Genomic DNA, 17,813 nt, shown 5'->3' with positions numbered 1-17,813 from the left:
ATCTGGTCGTTCGTCATCCGTGCAGTCCGCACTCGGTCTTGCCGCGGCCCGCCCAGCGGCCGGCGCGCGCGTCCTCGCCCTCCAGGACCCTGCGGGTGCACGGGGCGCAGCCGATGGAGGCGTAGCCGTCCGTCAGCAACGGGTTGGCGAGCACGCCGTGTTCGGCGATGTAGGCGTCCACGTCGTCCTGGGTCCAGCGGGCGATCGGCGAGACCTTGACCTTGCGCCGCTTCTCGTCCCAGCCGACGACCGGGGTGTTCGCCCGGGTCGGGGACTCGTCGCGGCGCAGGCCGGTCGCCCACGCCCGGTAGTTCCTCAGGCCCTCTTCGAGGGGGCGCACCTTGCGCAGGGCGCAGCACAGGTCGGGGTCGCGGTCGTGCAGCTTCGGGCCGTACTCCGCGTCCTGCTCGGCGACCGTCTGCCTCGGCGTGAGGGTGATGACGTTGACGTCCATCACGGCCTCCACGGCGTCCCGGGTGCCGATGGTCTCCGGGAAGTGGTAGCCGGTGTCGAGGAAGACGACGTCCACGCCCTTCAGCACGCGCGAGGCGAGATGGGCGACCACGGCGTCCTCCATGGAGGAGGTGACGCAGAACTCCTCGCCGAAGGTGTCCACCGCCCACCGGAGGATCTCCAGTGCGCTGGCGTCCTCCAGGTCACGGCCCGCCTGCTCGGCGAGTGCCTTCGACTCCTCGTCGGTACGGCCTTCCTGAGCCGTCGTCATATGCGCTCGTCCCCTTCGTGGTCGGCTCGCTGGAGCCCCCGGGCCAGCAGGCCGAGGAACTTCAGCCGGAAGGCGCGGTTGCACGCCCCGCATTCCCACGCGCCGTGGCCCTCGTCGCCGGGACGCAGGTCCTCGTCGCCGCAGTAGGGGCAGTAGAAGGGCGCGGCCCGCTCGCTCACGACAGCGCCTCCTCGGACGCCCGCGCCGCCCAGGCCGCGAACCGCTCGCCGTCCTCGCGCTCCGCCTGGAACCGCTTCAGCACCCGCTCGACGTAGTCGGGCAGTTCCTCCGCGGTGACCTTCAGGCCGCGCACCTTGCGGCCGAAGCCCGCCTCCAGGCCGAGCGCGCCGCCGAGGTGCACCTGGTAGCCCTCGACCTGCCGGCCCTGGCCGTCGAGGACCAGCTGGCCCTTGAGACCGATGTCCGCGACCTGGATACGGGCGCAGGCGTTCGGGCAGCCGTTGAGGTTGATGGTGATCGGCTCGTCGAAGTCCGGCAGCCGGCGCTCCAGTTCGTCGATCAGCTGGGAGCCGCGCTGCTTGGTCTCGACGATGGCGAGCTTGCAGAACTCGATGCCGGTGCAGGCCATGGTGCCGCGCCGGAAGGAGGACGGCCGGGCGGTGAGGTCCAGCGCCTCCAGTGCCTCGACCAGCGACTCGACCCGGTCCTGCTCGACATCGAGGACGATCATCTTCTGCTCGACCGTGGTCCGCACCCGGCCCGAGCCGTGCGCCTCCGCGAGGTCGGCGATCTTCGTCAGTGTGGCGCCGTCCACCCGGCCGACGCGCGGGGCGAACCCGACGTAGAACCGGCCGTCCTGCTGCCGGTGCACGCCGATGTGGTCGCGCCACTGCTGCACGGGCTGCTCGGGAGCGGGGCCGTCGGCGAGCTTGCGGTGCAGGTACTCGTCCTCCAGCACCTGCCGGAACTTCTCCGCGCCCCAGTCGGCGACCAGGAACTTCAGGCGGGCACGCGTGCGCAGCCGGCGGTAGCCGTAGTCACGGAAGATGGAGATGACGCCCTCGTAGACGTCCGGTACCTCGTCGATCGGCACCCAGGTACCCAGGCGCACGCCGAGCTTGGGGTTGGTCGACAGGCCGCCGCCCACCCACACGTCGAAGCCCGGCCCGTGCTCGGGGTGCCGTACGCCGACGAAGGCCACGTCGTTGATCTCGTGCACGACGTCCAGCAGCGGCGAGCCCGAGATGGCCGTCTTGAACTTCCGCGGCAGGTTGGAGTAGGCCGGGTTGTTCAGGACGCGGCGCTTCATCTCCTCCAGCGCCGGCGTGGCGTCGATGATCTCGTCCTCGGCGATGCCCGCCACCGGGGAGGCGATCATCACGCGAGGGGTGTCGCCGCAGGCGGTGACGGTGGACAGGCCGACGCCCTCCAGCCGTTCCCAGATCGTGGGCACGTCCTCGATCCGGATCCAGTGGTACTGCACGTTCTGCCGGTCGGTGATGTCGGCGGTGCCGCGCGCGAACTCCTGGGAGACCTCGCCGATCACCCGCAGCTGCCGCGTGGTGAGCGCACCGCCGTCGATGCGGACGCGGAGCATGAAGTACTCGTCGTCCAGCTCCTCCGGCTCCAGGATCGCGGTCTTGCCGCCGTCGATCCCGGGCTTGCGCTGGGTGTACAGCCCCCACCAGCGCATCCGGCCACGCAGGTCGTTGGGGTCGATCGAGTCGAAGCCGCGCTTGGAGTAGATCGTCTCGATGCGTGTCCGCACATTGAGACCGTCGTCGTCCTTCTTGAACTGCTCGTTGCCGTTGAGCGGCGTGAAGTGACCCATGGCCCACTGACCCTCGCCGCGGTGACGGCTCACCTTGCGGCGGGGCGCGGAGGCGGCGGGGTCCTGTGGGGTGGCGGCCATGGTTCTACGTCCTTCGGGACAGGCGGAAATCGGCTCTGACCTGCGCGTACGTGCGCATGCGGGCAGGCGCGCGCGTCCTTGCGCGGCAGGAATCGGTGCGAGGGGGGTCGGCGGTGCTGGAGTGGTCAGCTCGCCGGACAGATGGCGCTGGACATGCGGCCGAGGTCGACGTGCCGCCGACTCACCAAGGCAACTCCAGTTCCGGACATGACGGAAGCGTGTCACGGCGATCTGGACACAGTCCAGCTTCGTCCATCATGCGGACATCCTAGTCCCGAAATGTGGGACGAGGGTGTCGTCGCTCACATGCGCCGCGCGAAGTCTTGTCCCGGCAGGTCAGGCGGGGTATGCGCCGGGCCACGGACCCGGTGCCGCGCCTTCCGGTTCCAGCTCCACCTTGGTGTCGAACAGCTTGAAGCCCCGCCGCCGGTAGTTGTCCATCGCGAACTCGCCGTCCTTGCTGCACGTGTGCAGCCACACCCGCTTCGTCGGCGTCCGCTGCGGCCACCGCTCGGCCAGGTCCCAGGCGCGGGCCGTGCCGTACGCCAGCAGATGGCCGCCGATGCGCCGGCCGCGGAAGGCGGGGAGCAGCCCGAAGTAGGCGATCTCGACCACGCCCCCGTCCTGCGGGTCCAGTTCGGCGTAACCGGCCGGGGTGCCCCGGTCGTAGGCCACCCAGGTCTCCACGCCGGGCCGGTCCAGGTACTCCTGCCACCGCGCGTACGTCCAGCCCAGCCGGTCGGTCCAGCGGATGTCGCCGCCGACCGACGCGTACAGGAACCGGCTGAGCTCGGGGGAGGGCACCTCTGCGCGGACGATCCGGACCTCGCCGTCGGGGGCGGCGGCGGGCAGGAGGTCGGCCGGGGAGGTCTGCTCCAGGGACCACGTGGTGACAGGGACGCTGCTCATGCGGGCCAGGGAATCATCCCGCCGCCCGGTCTGTCGATCGGCCCCGGTCAGCCCAGGGAGCGGTCGAGACCGGCCAGGGGCAGGGCGAACAGCATCCGGTCCGAAAGTGACCACACCTCGCCGGTCGCCTGCCAGTAGGAGAGGGAGCCCGCGTCCCGCGCCCAGCAGCGGTGCGAGGTGTCGGAGCCGCACCGGGCCCCCTGGGCGCCGTCGGTGTCCTGCCGCCACAGCCCGCCGTGTCCGTCCTGCGAGCCGGGCAGGCGTCCCACATACCAGGACGGGCGGTCCGCCCCGGCCTTCCGGTACGACAGCACGCCCCGGACGCCGGTCGCCCGGGTCCGGTAGGCCTCCACCGGGTTCGCGCGTCCAGCGGCATCCGTGGCGAGCAGCCCGGCACGCGCCGGGTCGGTGCTGAACGCGTACCGCCACAGACGGGTGTGCCGGTCGCCGCCGGGCGCGGTCCACTCCGCGGCGACCAGGCTGTCGGGCGCCGTACCGCGGTCGACGGCGAGCGCACCCGGGCACGGCGGCCCGGAGGCGGCACAGCGGCCGGAGGCGAATCGGTAGGAGCCGACCGCGGGCAGCACATAGCGGTACCCGTCGGCGGACCAGCCGCCCGGCACCCGGCCGATCGCCGGCCCGTCGACCGTGGTGCGCTCGATGCGGTCGAGGTCGTAGACGTAGAGCGCGTCGGCGCTGCCCGCCCTGGTGGTGACCAGGAGCTTGTTCGCGTACCAGACCATCCCGGAGATACCGGAGGCCAGCGGCCGGTAGTCCCGGCCGCCGTGCGCCGGCACGACCAGCAGCACCCAGCGGTAGGCGAGGTGGGCGGGATCGTCGGCGTCGACGAAGGCGACCCGGGCCAGGCCCCGTTCGGCGGGGCGGCCGGTGCCGGTGCGGTGGGTCCAGCCGGCCAGGACGACCCGGTGGGTGCCCCAGACACCGTCGTCGCCGGCGTCCCCCGAGGTGGTCACCGAGGCAGGCCGCCAGGCGCCGGAGGCGGTGTCGGCCGGGTCCCAGCAGTAGGCGCGGGCGGCGGCCGGGGCGACGGGCAGGGAGGCGCGGTCGTCGGAGGAGCAGTCGCCGGCCTCGCGCAGAGCGTGGTCGGCGCCGCGCAGGACGGCGTCCACACCGACCGGGCGGCCCATCCCGGCGGCGAGCCGGTCCAGGGTGCGCCCGGGCACCAGGTGCTCCCGGAGCCGGAGCGGGCCGGTGTCCGCCGGGGAGGTCAACGGCTTGAGCGCGCCGGGGTTCTCGGCGACCTGAGCCTGTGACGCGCTGATCAGGGTCGCGGCGGCGGTCAGCGCCAGCGCGGTCCCGGCCAGCACGCCGCGCAGTGCCGCTCCCCGCCTGCGCCGGCGGTGTCTGCCGCGATGGTTCATCTCTCCTCCAGAAGGCGGGCCAACTGCGCCTGATGGTCCGTACGTTGACGCGAGGAGCAGATGGGGAGGCCCGTACGGGATGCTACGGCAGGAACGGGCCCCGTAGGGCAAAGACCGCGCACATGGACGGAAGACGCGCTCACGGGGTCACCGTCCGGGCCGCCGGCGGGTGCCGACGGGGCGGGACGGTCCGGCCGTTCTCCACGGCGTTCCGACTCCGGGCCACTGCCGGAGCGGCGGACCGGGGGAGCAGGTCACGAGAGTCGGCGGGGAGCACCACCTCGACGTCCGCATTCGCGTGGAACCGGTACGGCCGGTGCTGGAGGAACTCTCCGAGATACCGCCGGATCCTGGAGATCTCGGCCCGCACGGTCACCGTCCTGGAGGCGTCCCCGAACAGGTCTTCGGCCAGCTCCGCCGCCCCGCGCCCGCCGCGGTGCTCGGCGAGCAGGAACAGCAACTCGGCGTGCCGGGGACTCAGTTCGCGGGTCCAGGAGGCCGACGCCGCCACGACCGTCACCGTGCGGCGGTCCGGCCGGGCGAGATCCAGCACGATCCGGGGCGCCGCGGTGACGAACGGTTCGTCCTCCGCCCGCAGCAGCCAGCCCCCGCCCAGCGGTTCGACCGCGCACACACCGAGCGCGGGCAGCCACCGGCGGCCCGGCGCGAGTCCCTCCGGCAGTGCCACCCGCCGCACGTACGGCATCCCGGTCACGGCCGCCGCCCAGCCGTCCCGGTCCACGGCCACCGCCCGCCCGGCCAGCCGCGCCAGCACCGGCGCCGCCACCGTGCGCAGCCGCTCCAGCGAGTCCAGATGCCGCTCCCGCAGCCGGGCCTCGGCCAGCTTGGCCACCGAGTCCACCCAGGCGAGCGTCGCCGGGTGCATGGTCTCCAGCGGACCGCTCAGATCCACCACACCGAGCAGCCGGCCGTCCCGGGGATCGGTGATGGGGGCGCCGGAACAGGTCCAGGAGGTCTGCGACCGCACGAAGTGCTCGGCGGCGAACACCTGCACGGGCCGCCGCAGTACCGCCGGGGTGCCCACCCCGTTGGTGCCGACGACGTCCTCCCGCCAGTCCGCGCCGAGTTCGAAACCGAGCCCGTCGGCCTTGCGGAGCACCCGCGCCGCTCCCTCCCGCCACAGCACGCGCCCGTCGGCGTCCGCCACGACCATGATGTGCTGGGCGGCGTCCGCGACCGAAAGCAGACCCTGTCGCAGCACCGGCAGCACGTGCCGCAGGGGTGACTCCTGGCGCCGGCGCCGCAGTTCGTCCGGGGGCAGCAGCCCGGATCTGACGTCGCGCTCGGGATCGAGGCCGCTGCGCAGCATCCGTCCCCACGACTGCTCGATCACCGGGCGGGGCGCGATCCGCGCACGTCGCCCCGCGAGTGTGGCGTCACGCACCTCGCGCAGCACCCGTGCCGCGTGCGCCGCGTCCACGGCGGCCAGGCGCGCCACGTCCAGCGTCGGGTATCCCACGGGGGTCCTCCCGGAAACAAGGGCGTCGAACAGAGGTGTCAAGCCGTCCGGACGGCGGTTTCCGGCCCGGCTGCGTCTCCCATACTGCCGTCCCGGGCACGGCGGATGGACGGACTCCGGGCACGTCCCCGGCGTGCCCCATGAGTTGCAACCCCCTGCAACCCTGGCGCACCGTCGCGGACCGGCCGAGACTCGACCCCGACGCGTTCGCGCGTCCGCGGGCCCGACGGGCCCGGACGCCGGGGGTGGTGCCGTGTCGGCGCGGCACCACCCCCTGCCATCGGCGGCCCGGGGGTGCAGGTGGGCGGTCGGCACGGCGTGCGGGGCGCCGTCGTCCCCGGGCGGGTCAGGCCGGGCGGGCCCGCTCCACCACCGGCCTCAGGTCCAGGCCGGCCGGCAGGGTGCCGAAGGAGGCGCCGTGATCGCCGCCGAGACGGGAGGCGCAGAACGCGTCGGCCACCTCCGGCGGCGCGTGCCGCACCAGCAGCGAACCCTGGAGCACCAGCGCCAGCCGCTCCACCAGCCGCCGCGCCCGTCCCTCCATGCCCTCCAGGTCGGCGAGTTCGGTGAACAGGTCCTTCACCGCCCGGTCCAGGCGGTGATCGGCGCCGTGCGCCCGGCCGATCTCGGTGAGACAGGCGTCCAGCGCGTCCGGCTCCCGGCTCAGCACCCTGAGCACGTCCAGTGCCTGCACGTTCCCGGCGCCCTCCCAGACGGAGTTCAGCGGTGACTCGCGCACCAGCCGGGGCAGGCCGGACTCCTCGACGTACCCGTTGCCGCCCAGGCACTCGGCGGCCTCCACGGCCACCGGCGCACACCGCTTGGTGATCCAGTACTTCGCGGCCGGCACCGCGAGCCGCAGAAAAGCACGCTCCCGCTCGCCGCCGTCGTCGCAGGCGGCGGCCAGCCGCAGCGCGAGGGCGGTCGCGGCCTCCGACTCCAGCGCCAGGTCGGCGAGGACGTTGCGCATCAGCGGCTTGTCGGCCAGCTTCCCGCCGAATGCCTCCCGGTGGGTGCAGTGGTGCACGGCCTGCGCCACCGCCTGCCGCATGAGGCCCGCCGAGCCGACCGCGCAGTCCAGCCGGGTCGCGGCGACCGTCCCGATGACGGTCCGCACCCCGTTGCCCTCCTCACCGACCCGGCGCGCCCACGTACCGGCGAACTCGATCTCGGCGGAGGCGTTCGCGCGGTTGCCCAGCTTGTCCTTCAGCCGCTGGATCAGGAAGACGTTGCGGCTGCCGTCGGGCAGGACCCGCGGCACCAGGAAACAGGTCATCCCGCCCGGCGCCACGGCGAGCACGAGGAAGGCGTCCGACATGGGCGCCGAGCAGAACCACTTGTGGCCCGTCAGCAGGTACGTCCCCGCCTCCGCGAGGGGCCGCGCCTCCGTGGTGTTCGCGCGGACGTCGCTGCCGCCCTGCTTCTCCGTCAAGGCCACGCCGAACAGTGCTCCGGGTTTCTCCCCGGGGGGCCGCAACGCCCGGTCGTAGACCGTGGAGGTCAGCCGCGGCTCCCACTCGGCGGCCAGCGAGGAGTCGGCGCGCAGCGCGGGCACGGCCGCGTGGGTCATCGACAGCGGGCAGCAGGTGCCCGCCTCGACCTGCGTCCAGAGCAGGAACCCGGCCGCCCTGCGCACGTGCCCGGCCGGCCGCGTCCAGGCACCGGTCAGCCCGGCCGACACGCCCTTGCCGAGCAGCCGGTGCCAGGCCGGATGGAACTCGACCTCGTCGATCCGGTGACCGTAGCGGTCGTGCGTGCGCAGCCGCGGCGGCTGCCCGTCGGCCTGCGCCGCCCACTCCTGGAGCTGGGCCGAGCCGGCGGCCCGGCCGAGCGCGGTCAGCTCGGCGCGCACCTCGTCCAGGACGTCCGGGGCGGTGTGGCGGCCGACGGCCTCGGCGAGGGCCCGGTCGGCGGTGAAGAGGTCGTAGCCGACCAGCGGGGGCGGCTGGTTCGTCACGGTGTGCGTGGGGGTGCCTGCCATGACGGGAACCTACCCGGGACGGCGGCAGTGAGGCCCCCGCCGTGGCACGTCGCCGGAAACCGGGCACGACGACGGTGAGGGGCGCGCCGAGCCGCGAAACGGTGGGGCGCCGGACCGGGAGCCCGGCCCGCCGGACCGAAACTCGGCCTACCGGAGCGGGGAAGCCGGTCCTCCGGGGACGGCGGGAAGTTCGGCCTGCTGGAGCGGGAAGCCGGGCGTGCCGGACCGGAAAGCCTGGCCCACCGGATCGGGAAAGCCGGTCCGCGGGAGCGGGAAGGCGGTCCGCCGGGGGCGGGAAGCTCGGGCTACCGGAGGGGGAAGGCCGGTCCGCCGGGGGCGGGAAACTCGGTCGGCGGGGGTGGGGAAGCCTGGGCTGCCGGAGGGGGAAGGCCGGTCGGCGGGGGTGGGGAAGCCCGGGCTGCCGGAGCCGGAAAGCCGGTCCTCCGGGGGCCGGAAGCCCGGCCTGCCGCGGCGGGAAGGCCGGCCTGCCGGAGCGGGAAAGCCGGTCCGCGGGAGCGGGGAAGCCCGGCCTGCCGGAGCGGGAAAGCCGGTCCGCAGGAGTGGGGAAGCCCGGCCTACCGGAGCCGGAAAGCCGGTCCGCCGGAGCGGGAAGCCGGGCCGCGGGAGCGGGAACCCGGTGTGCCGGACCGGTGATCGCCCCCGAAAGGTGAGGCGGGCCCGGCTCGGCGGATACCGTTAGGACGTGCAGCCAGCAAGTGAACCCTCCGAGCGGCCCGCCGGCCGGCTCCACCGGGCCAGAGCCCTCTACCGGAACGTCTCCAAGCGCAGGACCGCCTGGCTGTTGCTGAAGGACACCGTCAACTCCTGCATGGAGTACCGCATCCTGGGGCTCGCGGCCGAGGCGGCGTTCTTCACGCTGCTGTCGGTGCCGCCGCTGCTGCTGAGCCTCATCGGGCTGCTCGGCTACGTCGACGACTGGACCGGCGCCGACACCATCCACAGCCTGGAGAACAACCTCCTGGAGGCCTCCCGCACGGTGCTGTCCGACAAGGGCGTCAAGGAGATCGCCCAGCCGATCCTGCACGACGTGATGAGGGGCGGCCGGCCCGACGTCATCTCCATCGGCTTCCTGTTCGCCCTGTGGTCGGGCTCGCGCGCCGTGAACGTCTTCATCGACACCATCACCGTCATGTACGGCCTCGACGGCGTCCGGGGCATCGTCAAGACCCGGATCATGGCCTTCCTGCTGTTCGTCGTGGCGCTGCTGATCGGCTCGGTGGCGCTGCCGCTGATGGTGGCGGGACCGGACGCGGTGGTCCGGATCGTGCCCTGGTCGGCGACGGTCGTGCAGGTCCTGTACTGGCCGGTCGTGATCGTCCTCTCCATCGTCTTCCTGACGACCCTGTACCACGTGTCGGTGCCGGTCCGCTCGCCGTGGATCGAGGACGTGCCCGGCGCACTGATCGCCCTCGCGATGTGGGTCCTCGGCAGTTTCCTGCTGCGCATCTACCTCACCAGCACCATCGAGGGCGCCACGATCTACGGCTCCCTGGCCGCCGCCGTCGCCGTCCTGCTGTGGATCGGCGTGTCCGCCTTCGCCGTACTGGTCGGCGCGGCCGTGAACGCGGCCATCGACCGGGTCTGGCCCGCCGCGGCCACGGCCGCCGCCCGCGAGGCCAACGACCGGATGCGGGAGGCGCAGGTCGCCGAGTACGTCGCCCGGGCCGCGGCGGCCCTCGACGCCGACCCGGACGACCCCGACATGCCCTCCGAGTTCCCCGAACGCTGGTCCCGCTTCCTTCCCCCGGAGGACGTGACGGCCCGCCTGCGCACCCACGCGAAGAACCCCCACCACGTCCACAAGACCAACGGCGACACCCCGCACCGGGACCACTGACCGTCCGGGCCACCGGGAGGCGGGGAAGCCGTGCGGCACCATGGGCGCATGACCCCCCGTCTCCTCCTCTACACCCGCACCACCGACTACCGGCACGACTCCATCCCGGACGCCGTCGCCGCCGTCCGGGCCCACGGCCCTTTCGCGGTCGAGCACACCGAGGAGCCGGCGGACCTGGAACGGCCGCTGGACGGGTTAGCGGCCGTCGTCTTCCTCTCCACCAGCGGCGATGTGCTGACCCCGGCCGGGCGTGAGCGGCTGCGGGGGTACGTCGCCGCTGGCGGCGGCTTCGCCGGGGTGCACGCGGCGGCCTGCACCGAGTACGGGTGGCCATGGTTCGGCGGACTCCTCGGCGCGCGCTTCACCCGGCACCCCGCCTGCCAGCCCGGCCGCGCCCTCGTCGCGGACCCCGGCCACCCGGCGACCCGGCGGCTGCCGCCCGTCTGGGAGTTCACCGACGAGTGGTACGACTTCGACCACACGCCGCGCGGCCGTACCCGGGTGCTGCTGCGCGCCGACGAGACGTCGTACGACGGCGGCGGGATGGGCGCGGACCATCCGCTCGCCTGGTGCCGGGAACAGGACCCGACAGGCGGACGCATGTTCTACACGGCGCTCGGTCACACGGCCGGGGCCTATGGCGACCCGGTTTTCCTCGCCCACCTCATCGGCGGCCTCACCTGGGCGGGGCGGTTCGCCGAGTGACGTTTCTGCGGTGAACCCGTACCGCCATTGGGGTGAGTAAAGCGCGCGTAGGCGGAAGGTCAGGCGAGTTTCTAGAGATGCTCTTGTCTTGGCAAAGGGCGTCGAGACGCGGCGGCCCTCCCCGTCCCGCGTCACCCACCCACACAAGGAGCCGGACCTTGACTTACGGTAAGAAGCTGCGCGAGCGCATCGCCGGGCCCGGGACCACCCCGCTGATCGGCGTGTATGACATGTACTCCGCATCGATCGCGGCCAGGCACTACGACGGGATGTTCGTCTCGGGCTTCGGTTTCGCGGCCTCGTACTACGGGCTGCCGGACATCGGTTTCATCGCGTGGCCCGACATGGTGGCCTTCGTCCAGCGGCTGCGGGGGGCGTTCCCCCACCACCACCTGCTGGTCGACATCGACGACGGGTACGTCGACCCCGAGGTCGCCTGTCACGTCGTCGAGGGCCTGGAGCGCATCGGCGCCTCCGGTGTGATCCTCGAGGACCAGAAGCGCCCCCGCCGCTGCGGCCACGCCGACGGCAAGCAGGTGCTGCCGCTGGAGGAGTACCTGGAGAAGCTGCACCGGGTCCTGGAGACCCGCAGGGACCTGGTCGTCGTCGCCCGGACCGACGCCACCGACGAGCACGACATCCTGCACCGCGCCGAGCGGCTTGCGGCCACCGACGCGGACGTGGTCCTGGTCGACGGGGTGCGCAGCGTCGCCTGGATCCGGCGGATCCGGGAGGTCGTCGGGGACAAGCCGCTGCTGTTCAACCAGATCGCCGGCGGCAAGTCGCCCCGGCTGTCCCTCGGTGAACTGTCCGACCTCGGCGTCGACGTGGCGATCTACAGCACCCCCTGCCTGTTCGCCGCGCACGAGGCAGTGGACTCCGCGCTCTCCGGTCTGAAGGCGGCCGACGGCCGGCTGCCGGAGGTGGACCCCGCGAGCGGCATCGGTGTGCGGGCCGCCACCAGCCTGCTGGAACGCAACATCGCCCCGGAGCGGCTCACCCCCGAAGGAGTGGGCGTGTGACCGGTGCCGTACCCCGGCTCGGCGTGGTCGCGGCGGTCGCCGCCGCACTCCTCGGCGCCGGCCCCGGCGCCGTGGCCGCCGCCGGAACCGGGGGCCTGATCACCGTGGTCGACAACTCCCACGCCGACTCCATCCTGGAGGTCGACCGCACGGCCAACCTCCAGACCGGCAGCGGCACCGCCGGCAGCGACCACGACGGCAGCGCCGTGGACGTGGTGGAGGCCCTCTTCGGTGCCGGCGCCCACCACGCATCGGACTGAGGCGCCGAGCCGGGCCGAAGGCACCTCGAAGGCGCAGTGCCGAGGGACGACGGAACACAGAGGACGGCCGGGCATCCCGTGCGGGAGACGCCCGGCCGTGACCGTTCCCGGCGGCGCCGTGGTGGCGGCGCTCAGTCCTCCGTGAGGTCGGGGCGGCCGTTCTCGTCCACCTCGACGTCCTCCTCCGGTTCGTGGGCGCCGGTGGGCGAGGCCACGGTGACGCGCTGCTGTCCGGGGGCGAGGGTGTGGCCGGTGGCGTGGGCCGTGCCGTAGGCGGTGACCAGGGCGACTGCGGCCAGGGCGAGAGCCGCGGCGGTACGCGTGGTGTGGTTCATGCCCGGCGAACGGTCCGTGCCGGGCCCGGGTCACCGTTCTGCCTCCGAACGGGCCGCCGCGTTCACGCAGTTGGCCGGTGGGGCCGTGCTCGCCCGCCGCACCAGCCGCGTCGACAGCTCCGTGCGCGTCCCCTCCGGGCGCTCGCCGTCCGCCATCCGCACCAGCAGCCGCAGCGCCGTCGCGGCCATCTCCGCCAGCGGCCGGCGGACGGTGGTCAGCGCCGGGACCGCCCAGCGGGCCTCGGGCAGATCACCGAAGCCCACCACGCTGATGTCGTCCGGCACGCTCAACCCCCGTTCGGCCAGCGCCGCGTACACCCCGAGCGCCATCCGGTCCGAGCAGCACACCGCGGTCGGCGGCCAGGGCAGGTCCAGCAGCTCGTGCGTGCGCAGCCGGGCGGTGGCCTCGTCGCCCGCGTGCCGCACGTACTCCGCGCGGTACCGGACCCCGGCCGAGGCGAGCGCCGAACGGTGGCCCGCCAGGCGGGCGTTGCCCGTCACCGTGCGCGGATGGCCGGTGATGACCGCGATCCGCTCGTGGCCGAGCCCCAGCAGGTGCCCGGTCGCGCTGGCCCCGCCCTGCCGGTCGGCCGCCCCGACCGAGACCACGCCGGCCGGCGGCTCGTGCGCCGGGTCGATCAGCACGTACGGGATGCGGTGGTGTTCCAGCCACGCGTACTGCGTCGCGGACAGCTCCGCCAGATGCACCAGGGCTCCCGACGAGCCGCGCGCGGCCAGCCGGTCCAGCCGGCCGCGCTCCGGCCGCCCGTCCCGCGTCCGGACCGGCCCCGCCGAGACCACCACCTCCAGGCCCGCCTCGTACGCCGCCGCCTCCGCACCGCGCAGCACCGCGCCCGAGCAGGAATCCTCCAGCGAGTGCAGCACCAGGTCCACCAGGCCCGGTGCCTTCGCCGCGTCGAAGCGGGGGCGGCGCACGTAGCCGAGCCGGTCGAGCGCCTCGGTGACCCTCCGGCGGGTCTCCGGGGCGACGTCCTCGCGGCCGTTGACCACCTTGGAGGCAGTGGGCACGGACACGCCCGCCTCCCGGGCCACCACCGCCAGCGTCGGCCCGGCCGCCACGCCCGCCCCTCCCGCTCGGACCATGGGAACCACCTCTCCGGCCCGACCGTGGGCCCTCGGGAGCCGCGACCGGCACTGCTTCCGCCGCCCGCTCGGCGACGGACGGAAAGCGCTTCCTACGATAGACGTGCCGTAACCATGGCGGGAAGACGACGGGCGTGCACGGATCCGCACCGGCACGGTTCCGGCACGCGGACGTTCGCCGGACGGCCCGGCCCAGGGCCTGTGCGGCGGAAGGCTTCCGCGCACTGTGATGCTCTGATGTGGAGCAACGCGCACGCGCCGCTGTGCACGGTGCGGGTGCGGCGAAAGGCTGCTCGCCGCACCCGCGACCAGGGGGCTCATCCGGCGGGCGGTGCTCCAGAGCGGCGCGCCCGAGGTCTGCGGCCGGGAGAGTCCGGAGCGCCCGGCGTCAGCCGCCCTGTGTCCAGGGTGCGGCCGACCGGTTCAGGCCATGCTCAGGGTCCCGGTGGCAAGCTCACGTCGCCCGGCGCTCGGTCGGCCGGCCCGGGTTGGGCTCGGTGTGCCGCACGGTCACCTCACGCCTTCTCCAGCGCCCGCCCGATCGACGCGATCGTGTCCGGGCCCACCCGGCAGCACCCGCCGATCAGCCGCGCTCCGGCCTCCCGCCACCCCGTGACCTGCTCGGCGGTGAACGTCGTACGGCCCGTCCAGGCGCGGGCCCCGGCATCCCAGGCCTCGCCGCTGTTGGGGTAGACCACGACCGGTTTGCCGGTGACGCGGGCCGCGATCTCCGCCGCGGGTCCGACGTCCCGCGGCGCGCAGCAGTTGACGCCGACCGCGATCACCTCGTCGGCGTCGGCGGCGAGCGCGAACGCCTCCTCCAGGGGCTGGCCGGCCCGTGTCCGCCGGCCGTCGACCGTGTACGACAGCCACGCCGGCACCCCCAGCCCGCGTACCGCCCGCAGCAGGGCAGCGGCCTCGTCGGCGTCCGGGACGGTCTCCAGCGCGAGGACGTCGGGCGCGGCGGCGGCGAGCACCTCGATCCGCGGCCGGTGGAACCGCTCCAGCTCGGCCACGCTCAACCCGTACCGGCCCCGGTACTCGGAGCCGTCGGCCCGCATCGCCCCGTACGGCCCGACGGACGCCGCCACCCACAGCGGCCGTCGGATGCCCGTGCCGGCCGCCCGCCGGGCCGCCGTACGGGCCAGCTCCACGCTGAGCGCGAGCAGCCGCGCGGCCTCCTCGCGACCGGTGCCGCGCTGTGCGAAGCCCTCGAAGGTGGCCTGGTAGCTGGCGGTGATGGCGATGTCGGCGCCGGCGAGGTAGTAGGCGAGGTGGGCCTCGGTCACCGCGTCCGGCCGTTCGGCGAGCAGCCGTGCCGACCACAGGTCGTCGCTCAGGTCGTGCCCGGCCGATTCCAGCTGGTTGGACATGCCGCCGTCGAGCACGACCGTACCGCCGCCGGCGAGGGCGTCGGCGAGGCCGGGGGAGAGGTCGCTGGTCATGTCACGACGCTAGTCGACGCGCGCTCCGCGCGGCCCCCGGTGTCCGGGAAGTGGGCACCTCGACGGTGAAAGGGCTTTCCCCCTTTTTCCTCTTCTCCCGTCGTTCCCATTGACCCTCCCGTGACCCGCCTCTACCTTTTCGACGTTCGTAATCACAGATGGCGTACGAAATGCCGAACAGGCGGTGCCGGAAACAGCCCCGCCCGACCGAGAGGCAGACCGCATGAGCCGCGACCACGACCTCCCCGGAGCGCACCCGCCCGCAGTCCCCAGCCGCAGACTGATGCTCAGGGGTGCCGCGCTCGCCGCCGGTGCCCTCGCCGCCACCCCCGGCCTCGCCCAGGCGGCCCCCGTCCCGTCGGGGGCGGCCCCCTACACCAACCCGCTCGTCCTCCAGCGCGCCGATCCGCACATCACCCGCCACACCGACGGCCGTTACTACTTCACGGCCACCGTCCCCGAGTACGACCGCGTCGTCCTGCGCCGTGCCCGCACCCTGAACGGCCTGTCCACGGCTACCGAGTCGGTGATCTGGCGGGCGCACACCACCGGTCCGATGAGCGCGCACATCTGGGCGCCCGAGCTGCACCGGATCGGCGGCAAGTGGTACGTCTACTTCGCCTCGGCCCCCGCCGAGGACGTGTGGGCCATCCGCATCTGGGTGCTGGAGAACGCCCACCCCGACCCCTTCCGGGGGACCTGGGTGGAACGGGGCCAGATCAGGACCGCCTGGGAGACCTTCTCCCTCGACGCCACCACCTTCACCCACCGAGGCAGCCGCTACCTGGTGTGGGCACAGCACGAGCCCGGCATGGACAACAACACCGCGCTGTGGATCTCCAAGATGGCCGACCCGTGGACACTGACCGGCCCCCAGGTCCGGCTCTCCACCCCGGAGTACGACTGGGAGTGCGTCGGCTACCGGGTCAACGAGGGGCCGTCCGTCCTGAAGCGCAACGGCCGTGTCTTCCTCACCTATTCGGCCGGCGCCACCGACCGGCACTACTGCATGGGCCTGCTGACCGCCGACGCCGGCAGTGACCTGCTGGACGCGCGGAGCTGGGCCAAGTCACCCGTCCCGGTCTTCACCAGCAACGACACCACGCGGCAGTACGGCCCCGGCCACAACTGCTTCACCGTCGCCGAGGACGGCCGCGGCGATGTCCTCGTCTACCACGCCCGCCAGTACCGGGAGATCACCGGCGACCCCCTGGACGACCCCAACCGGCACACCCGCGTCCAGAGGTTCGGCTGGAAACCCGACGGCACCCCGGACTTCGGCGTCCCCGTCGCCGACACCGTGAAGGGAAGTGCGTGAGATGAGACGCGCGTACGCGGTGCTGCTGGCCCTGTGCTGCACGCTCGCCGCCGCCCTGGCCACCGCGGGCCCCGCGCAGGCGGCACCGCGGACGATCACCAACGGCACCCGGTTCTCGGACACGTCGGGCGACCCCGTGCATGCCCACGGCGGCGGGGTCATCAAGGTCGGGTCCTTCTACTACTGGTTCGGCGAGGACCGGAACAGCGACAACACCTTCCGGTCCGTGAACGCCTACCGCTCCACCGACCTGAAGAACTGGGAGTTCCGCGCCCGCGTCCTCACCCGGTCCTCCGCCGCCGAACTGGGCACCGCCTACATCGAACGCCCCAAGGTCGTCTACAACGCGGCCACCGGCATGTTCGTCATGTGGATGCACAAGGAGAACGGCACCGACTACGGCGAGGCGCGCGCCGCGGTGGCCGTCTCCGGCACCGTCGACGGCAGTTACACCTACCGGGGCAGCTTCCGCCCCCTCGGCCAGTACATGTCCCGCGACCTGACCACCTACGTGGACACCGACGGCACCGCGTACATGGTCTCCGCCGCCAACGAGAACTACGACCTGCACATCTACCGGCTCACCGCCGACTACACCGGCATCGCCGGCCTGGTCGCCAACCCCTGGCCCGGCGGTCACCGCGAGGCACCCGCCCTGTTCCGGCGCAACGGCGTCTACTTCATGCTCACTTCGGGCGCCACCGGCTGGGATCCCAACCAGCAGCAGTACGCCACCGCTACCTCCCTCTCCGGTCCCTGGAGCTCCTGGTCGAACGTCGGGGACTCCACCGCCTACGGCTCCCAGACCGCCTACGTCCTGACCGTGCAGGGCGGTTCGGGCACCTCGTACCTGTACCTGGGCGACCGCTGGGGCGACTCCTTCGGCGGCACGGTCGACGACTCCCGGTACGTGTGGCTGCCGCTGGCCTTCCCGGCCGCCACCTCGATGAGCATGACCTGGTATCCGGAGATCACCGTCGACACCACCGCGGGCACCGTCACCGGCACCGGTGCCGCGTACCGCACCCTGGTCGCCCGGCACAGCTCCAAGTGCGTGGACGTACCGAGCCGGTCGCTGTGGCAGGGCGTCGCCGTCGCGCAGTACACCTGCAACGGCGGCACCAACCAGAAGTGGTGGTTCAAGGACCTCGGCAACGGTTACGTGGCCCTGCTGGGCCGCGGCAGCTCCCTGTGCCTCCAGGAGAACGCGAGCGACGTCACGCAGGAGGACTGCACCGGCGCCACCGCCCAGCAGTGGTCGGTCGTCGCCTCCGGCTCGTACGTGACCGTCCGGGCCCGGGCGAGCGGCGAATGCCTGGACGTGTCCGGCGCGTCCACCGCCGACTCCGCCGCGGTCATCACCTACACGTGCACCGGGAGCACCAACCAGCAGTGGACACGCGGCACGTGACCACGC

Annotated in this window: 17 protein-coding genes; 6 read left to right on the top strand and 11 right to left on the bottom strand. The window is 73.3% G+C overall.

The features are described 5' to 3' along the window. Positions 1 to 13: 13 nt before the first annotated feature. The 8 genes from ABZ117_RS03435 to ABZ117_RS03400 form a co-directional block, all read right to left on the bottom strand. The gene (locus ABZ117_RS03435) at positions 14 to 724 is read right to left on the bottom strand and encodes a phosphoadenylyl-sulfate reductase (protein WP_356816931.1); all 711 of its coding nucleotides are present in this window, start codon (positions 722 to 724) and stop codon (positions 14 to 16) included. After that, positions 721 to 903, bottom strand: a complete 183-nt coding sequence (locus tag ABZ117_RS03430; RefSeq protein ID WP_356816929.1) for a hypothetical protein — start codon at positions 901 to 903, stop codon at positions 721 to 723. The genes ABZ117_RS03435 and ABZ117_RS03430 overlap by 4 nt, the downstream gene beginning before the upstream one ends. After that, entirely contained in the window at positions 900 to 2,597 is a 1,698-nt protein-coding gene (locus tag ABZ117_RS03425) for a nitrite/sulfite reductase (protein ID WP_356816927.1), read from the bottom strand. The genes ABZ117_RS03430 and ABZ117_RS03425 overlap by 4 nt, the downstream gene beginning before the upstream one ends. A 125-nt stretch (positions 2,598 to 2,722) precedes the next feature. Then, positions 2,723 to 2,806 carry a putative leader peptide gene (locus tag ABZ117_RS03420; RefSeq protein ID WP_345942706.1) on the bottom strand — a complete coding sequence of 28 codons (84 nt, stop codon included), beginning with the start codon at positions 2,804 to 2,806 and terminating at the stop codon, positions 2,723 to 2,725. 127 nt (positions 2,807 to 2,933) lie between these two features. Further along, on the bottom strand, positions 2,934 to 3,506 hold the full coding sequence (locus ABZ117_RS03415) for a GNAT family N-acetyltransferase (protein ID WP_356816925.1): 573 nt from the start codon (positions 3,504 to 3,506) through the stop codon (positions 2,934 to 2,936). A 47-nt stretch (positions 3,507 to 3,553) separates the two neighbouring features. Then, complete coding sequence (locus ABZ117_RS03410; RefSeq protein WP_356816923.1) at positions 3,554 to 4,888, bottom strand: hypothetical protein; 1,335 nt, start codon at positions 4,886 to 4,888, stop codon at positions 3,554 to 3,556. A 139-nt stretch (positions 4,889 to 5,027) separates the two neighbouring features. Next, positions 5,028 to 6,368, bottom strand: coding sequence for a GAF domain-containing protein (locus ABZ117_RS03405; RefSeq protein WP_356816922.1), 1,341 nt, complete (start codon positions 6,366 to 6,368; stop codon positions 5,028 to 5,030). Positions 6,369 to 6,714: 346 nt separating this feature from the next. Further along, positions 6,715 to 8,349, bottom strand: coding sequence for an acyl-CoA dehydrogenase family protein (locus ABZ117_RS03400; protein ID WP_356816920.1), 1,635 nt, complete (start codon positions 8,347 to 8,349; stop codon positions 6,715 to 6,717). 703 nt (positions 8,350 to 9,052) lie between these two features. Between ABZ117_RS03400 and ABZ117_RS03395 the strand changes: the two genes are divergently transcribed. The 4 genes from ABZ117_RS03395 (at position 9,053) to ABZ117_RS03380 (ending at position 12,194) form a co-directional block, all read left to right on the top strand. Next, positions 9,053 to 10,207: a YihY/virulence factor BrkB family protein gene (locus tag ABZ117_RS03395; RefSeq protein ID WP_356816918.1), complete on the top strand. Its 1,155-nt coding sequence runs from the start codon at positions 9,053 to 9,055 to the stop codon at positions 10,205 to 10,207. A 48-nt stretch (positions 10,208 to 10,255) separates the two neighbouring features. Further along, entirely contained in the window at positions 10,256 to 10,912 is a 657-nt protein-coding gene (locus ABZ117_RS03390) for a ThuA domain-containing protein (protein ID WP_356816916.1), read from the top strand. A 158-nt stretch (positions 10,913 to 11,070) separates the two neighbouring features. After that, a complete protein-coding gene (locus ABZ117_RS03385) occupies positions 11,071 to 11,934 on the top strand; it encodes an isocitrate lyase/PEP mutase family protein (RefSeq protein ID WP_356816914.1) in 864 nt (287 codons plus the stop codon). After that, positions 11,931 to 12,194, top strand: coding sequence for a hypothetical protein (locus ABZ117_RS03380; protein ID WP_356816912.1), 264 nt, complete (start codon positions 11,931 to 11,933; stop codon positions 12,192 to 12,194). Before ABZ117_RS03385 ends, ABZ117_RS03380 begins: the two co-directional genes overlap by 4 nt. A 131-nt stretch (positions 12,195 to 12,325) precedes the next feature. Here the strand turns inward: ABZ117_RS03380 and ABZ117_RS03375 are convergent, their stop codons facing one another. The 3 genes from ABZ117_RS03375 to mmuM all read right to left on the bottom strand — a co-directional run bounded on the left by ABZ117_RS03375 (position 12,326) and on the right by mmuM (position 15,078). Beyond that, positions 12,326 to 12,529, bottom strand: coding sequence for a hypothetical protein (locus tag ABZ117_RS03375; protein ID WP_356816911.1), 204 nt, complete (start codon positions 12,527 to 12,529; stop codon positions 12,326 to 12,328). A gap of 30 nt (positions 12,530 to 12,559) precedes the next feature. Continuing rightward, a complete protein-coding gene (locus ABZ117_RS03370) occupies positions 12,560 to 13,633 on the bottom strand; it encodes a substrate-binding domain-containing protein (RefSeq protein WP_356816909.1) in 1,074 nt (357 codons plus the stop codon). 515 nt (positions 13,634 to 14,148) lie between these two features. Further along, positions 14,149 to 15,078, bottom strand: coding sequence for a homocysteine S-methyltransferase (gene mmuM / locus ABZ117_RS03365; protein ID WP_356816907.1), 930 nt, complete (start codon positions 15,076 to 15,078; stop codon positions 14,149 to 14,151). 223 nt (positions 15,079 to 15,301) lie between these two features. On the opposite strand from mmuM, the gene ABZ117_RS03360 reads away from it, so the two are divergent. Continuing rightward, a complete protein-coding gene (locus ABZ117_RS03360; protein WP_356816906.1) occupies positions 15,302 to 16,396 on the top strand; it encodes a glycoside hydrolase family 43 protein in 1,095 nt (364 codons plus the stop codon). A 1-nt stretch (position 16,397) separates the two neighbouring features. Further along, the gene (locus ABZ117_RS03355) at positions 16,398 to 17,807 is read left to right on the top strand and encodes an RICIN domain-containing protein (RefSeq protein ID WP_356816904.1); all 1,410 of its coding nucleotides are present in this window, start codon (positions 16,398 to 16,400) and stop codon (positions 17,805 to 17,807) included. The last annotated feature ends 6 nt before the right edge of the window (positions 17,808 to 17,813 follow it).

Source organism: Streptomyces sp. NPDC006309 (genome assembly GCF_040613095.1).
Classification (GTDB): Bacteria; Actinomycetota; Actinomycetes; order Streptomycetales; family Streptomycetaceae; genus Streptomyces.
This window is presented reverse-complemented; position numbering and strand designations above follow the sequence as displayed.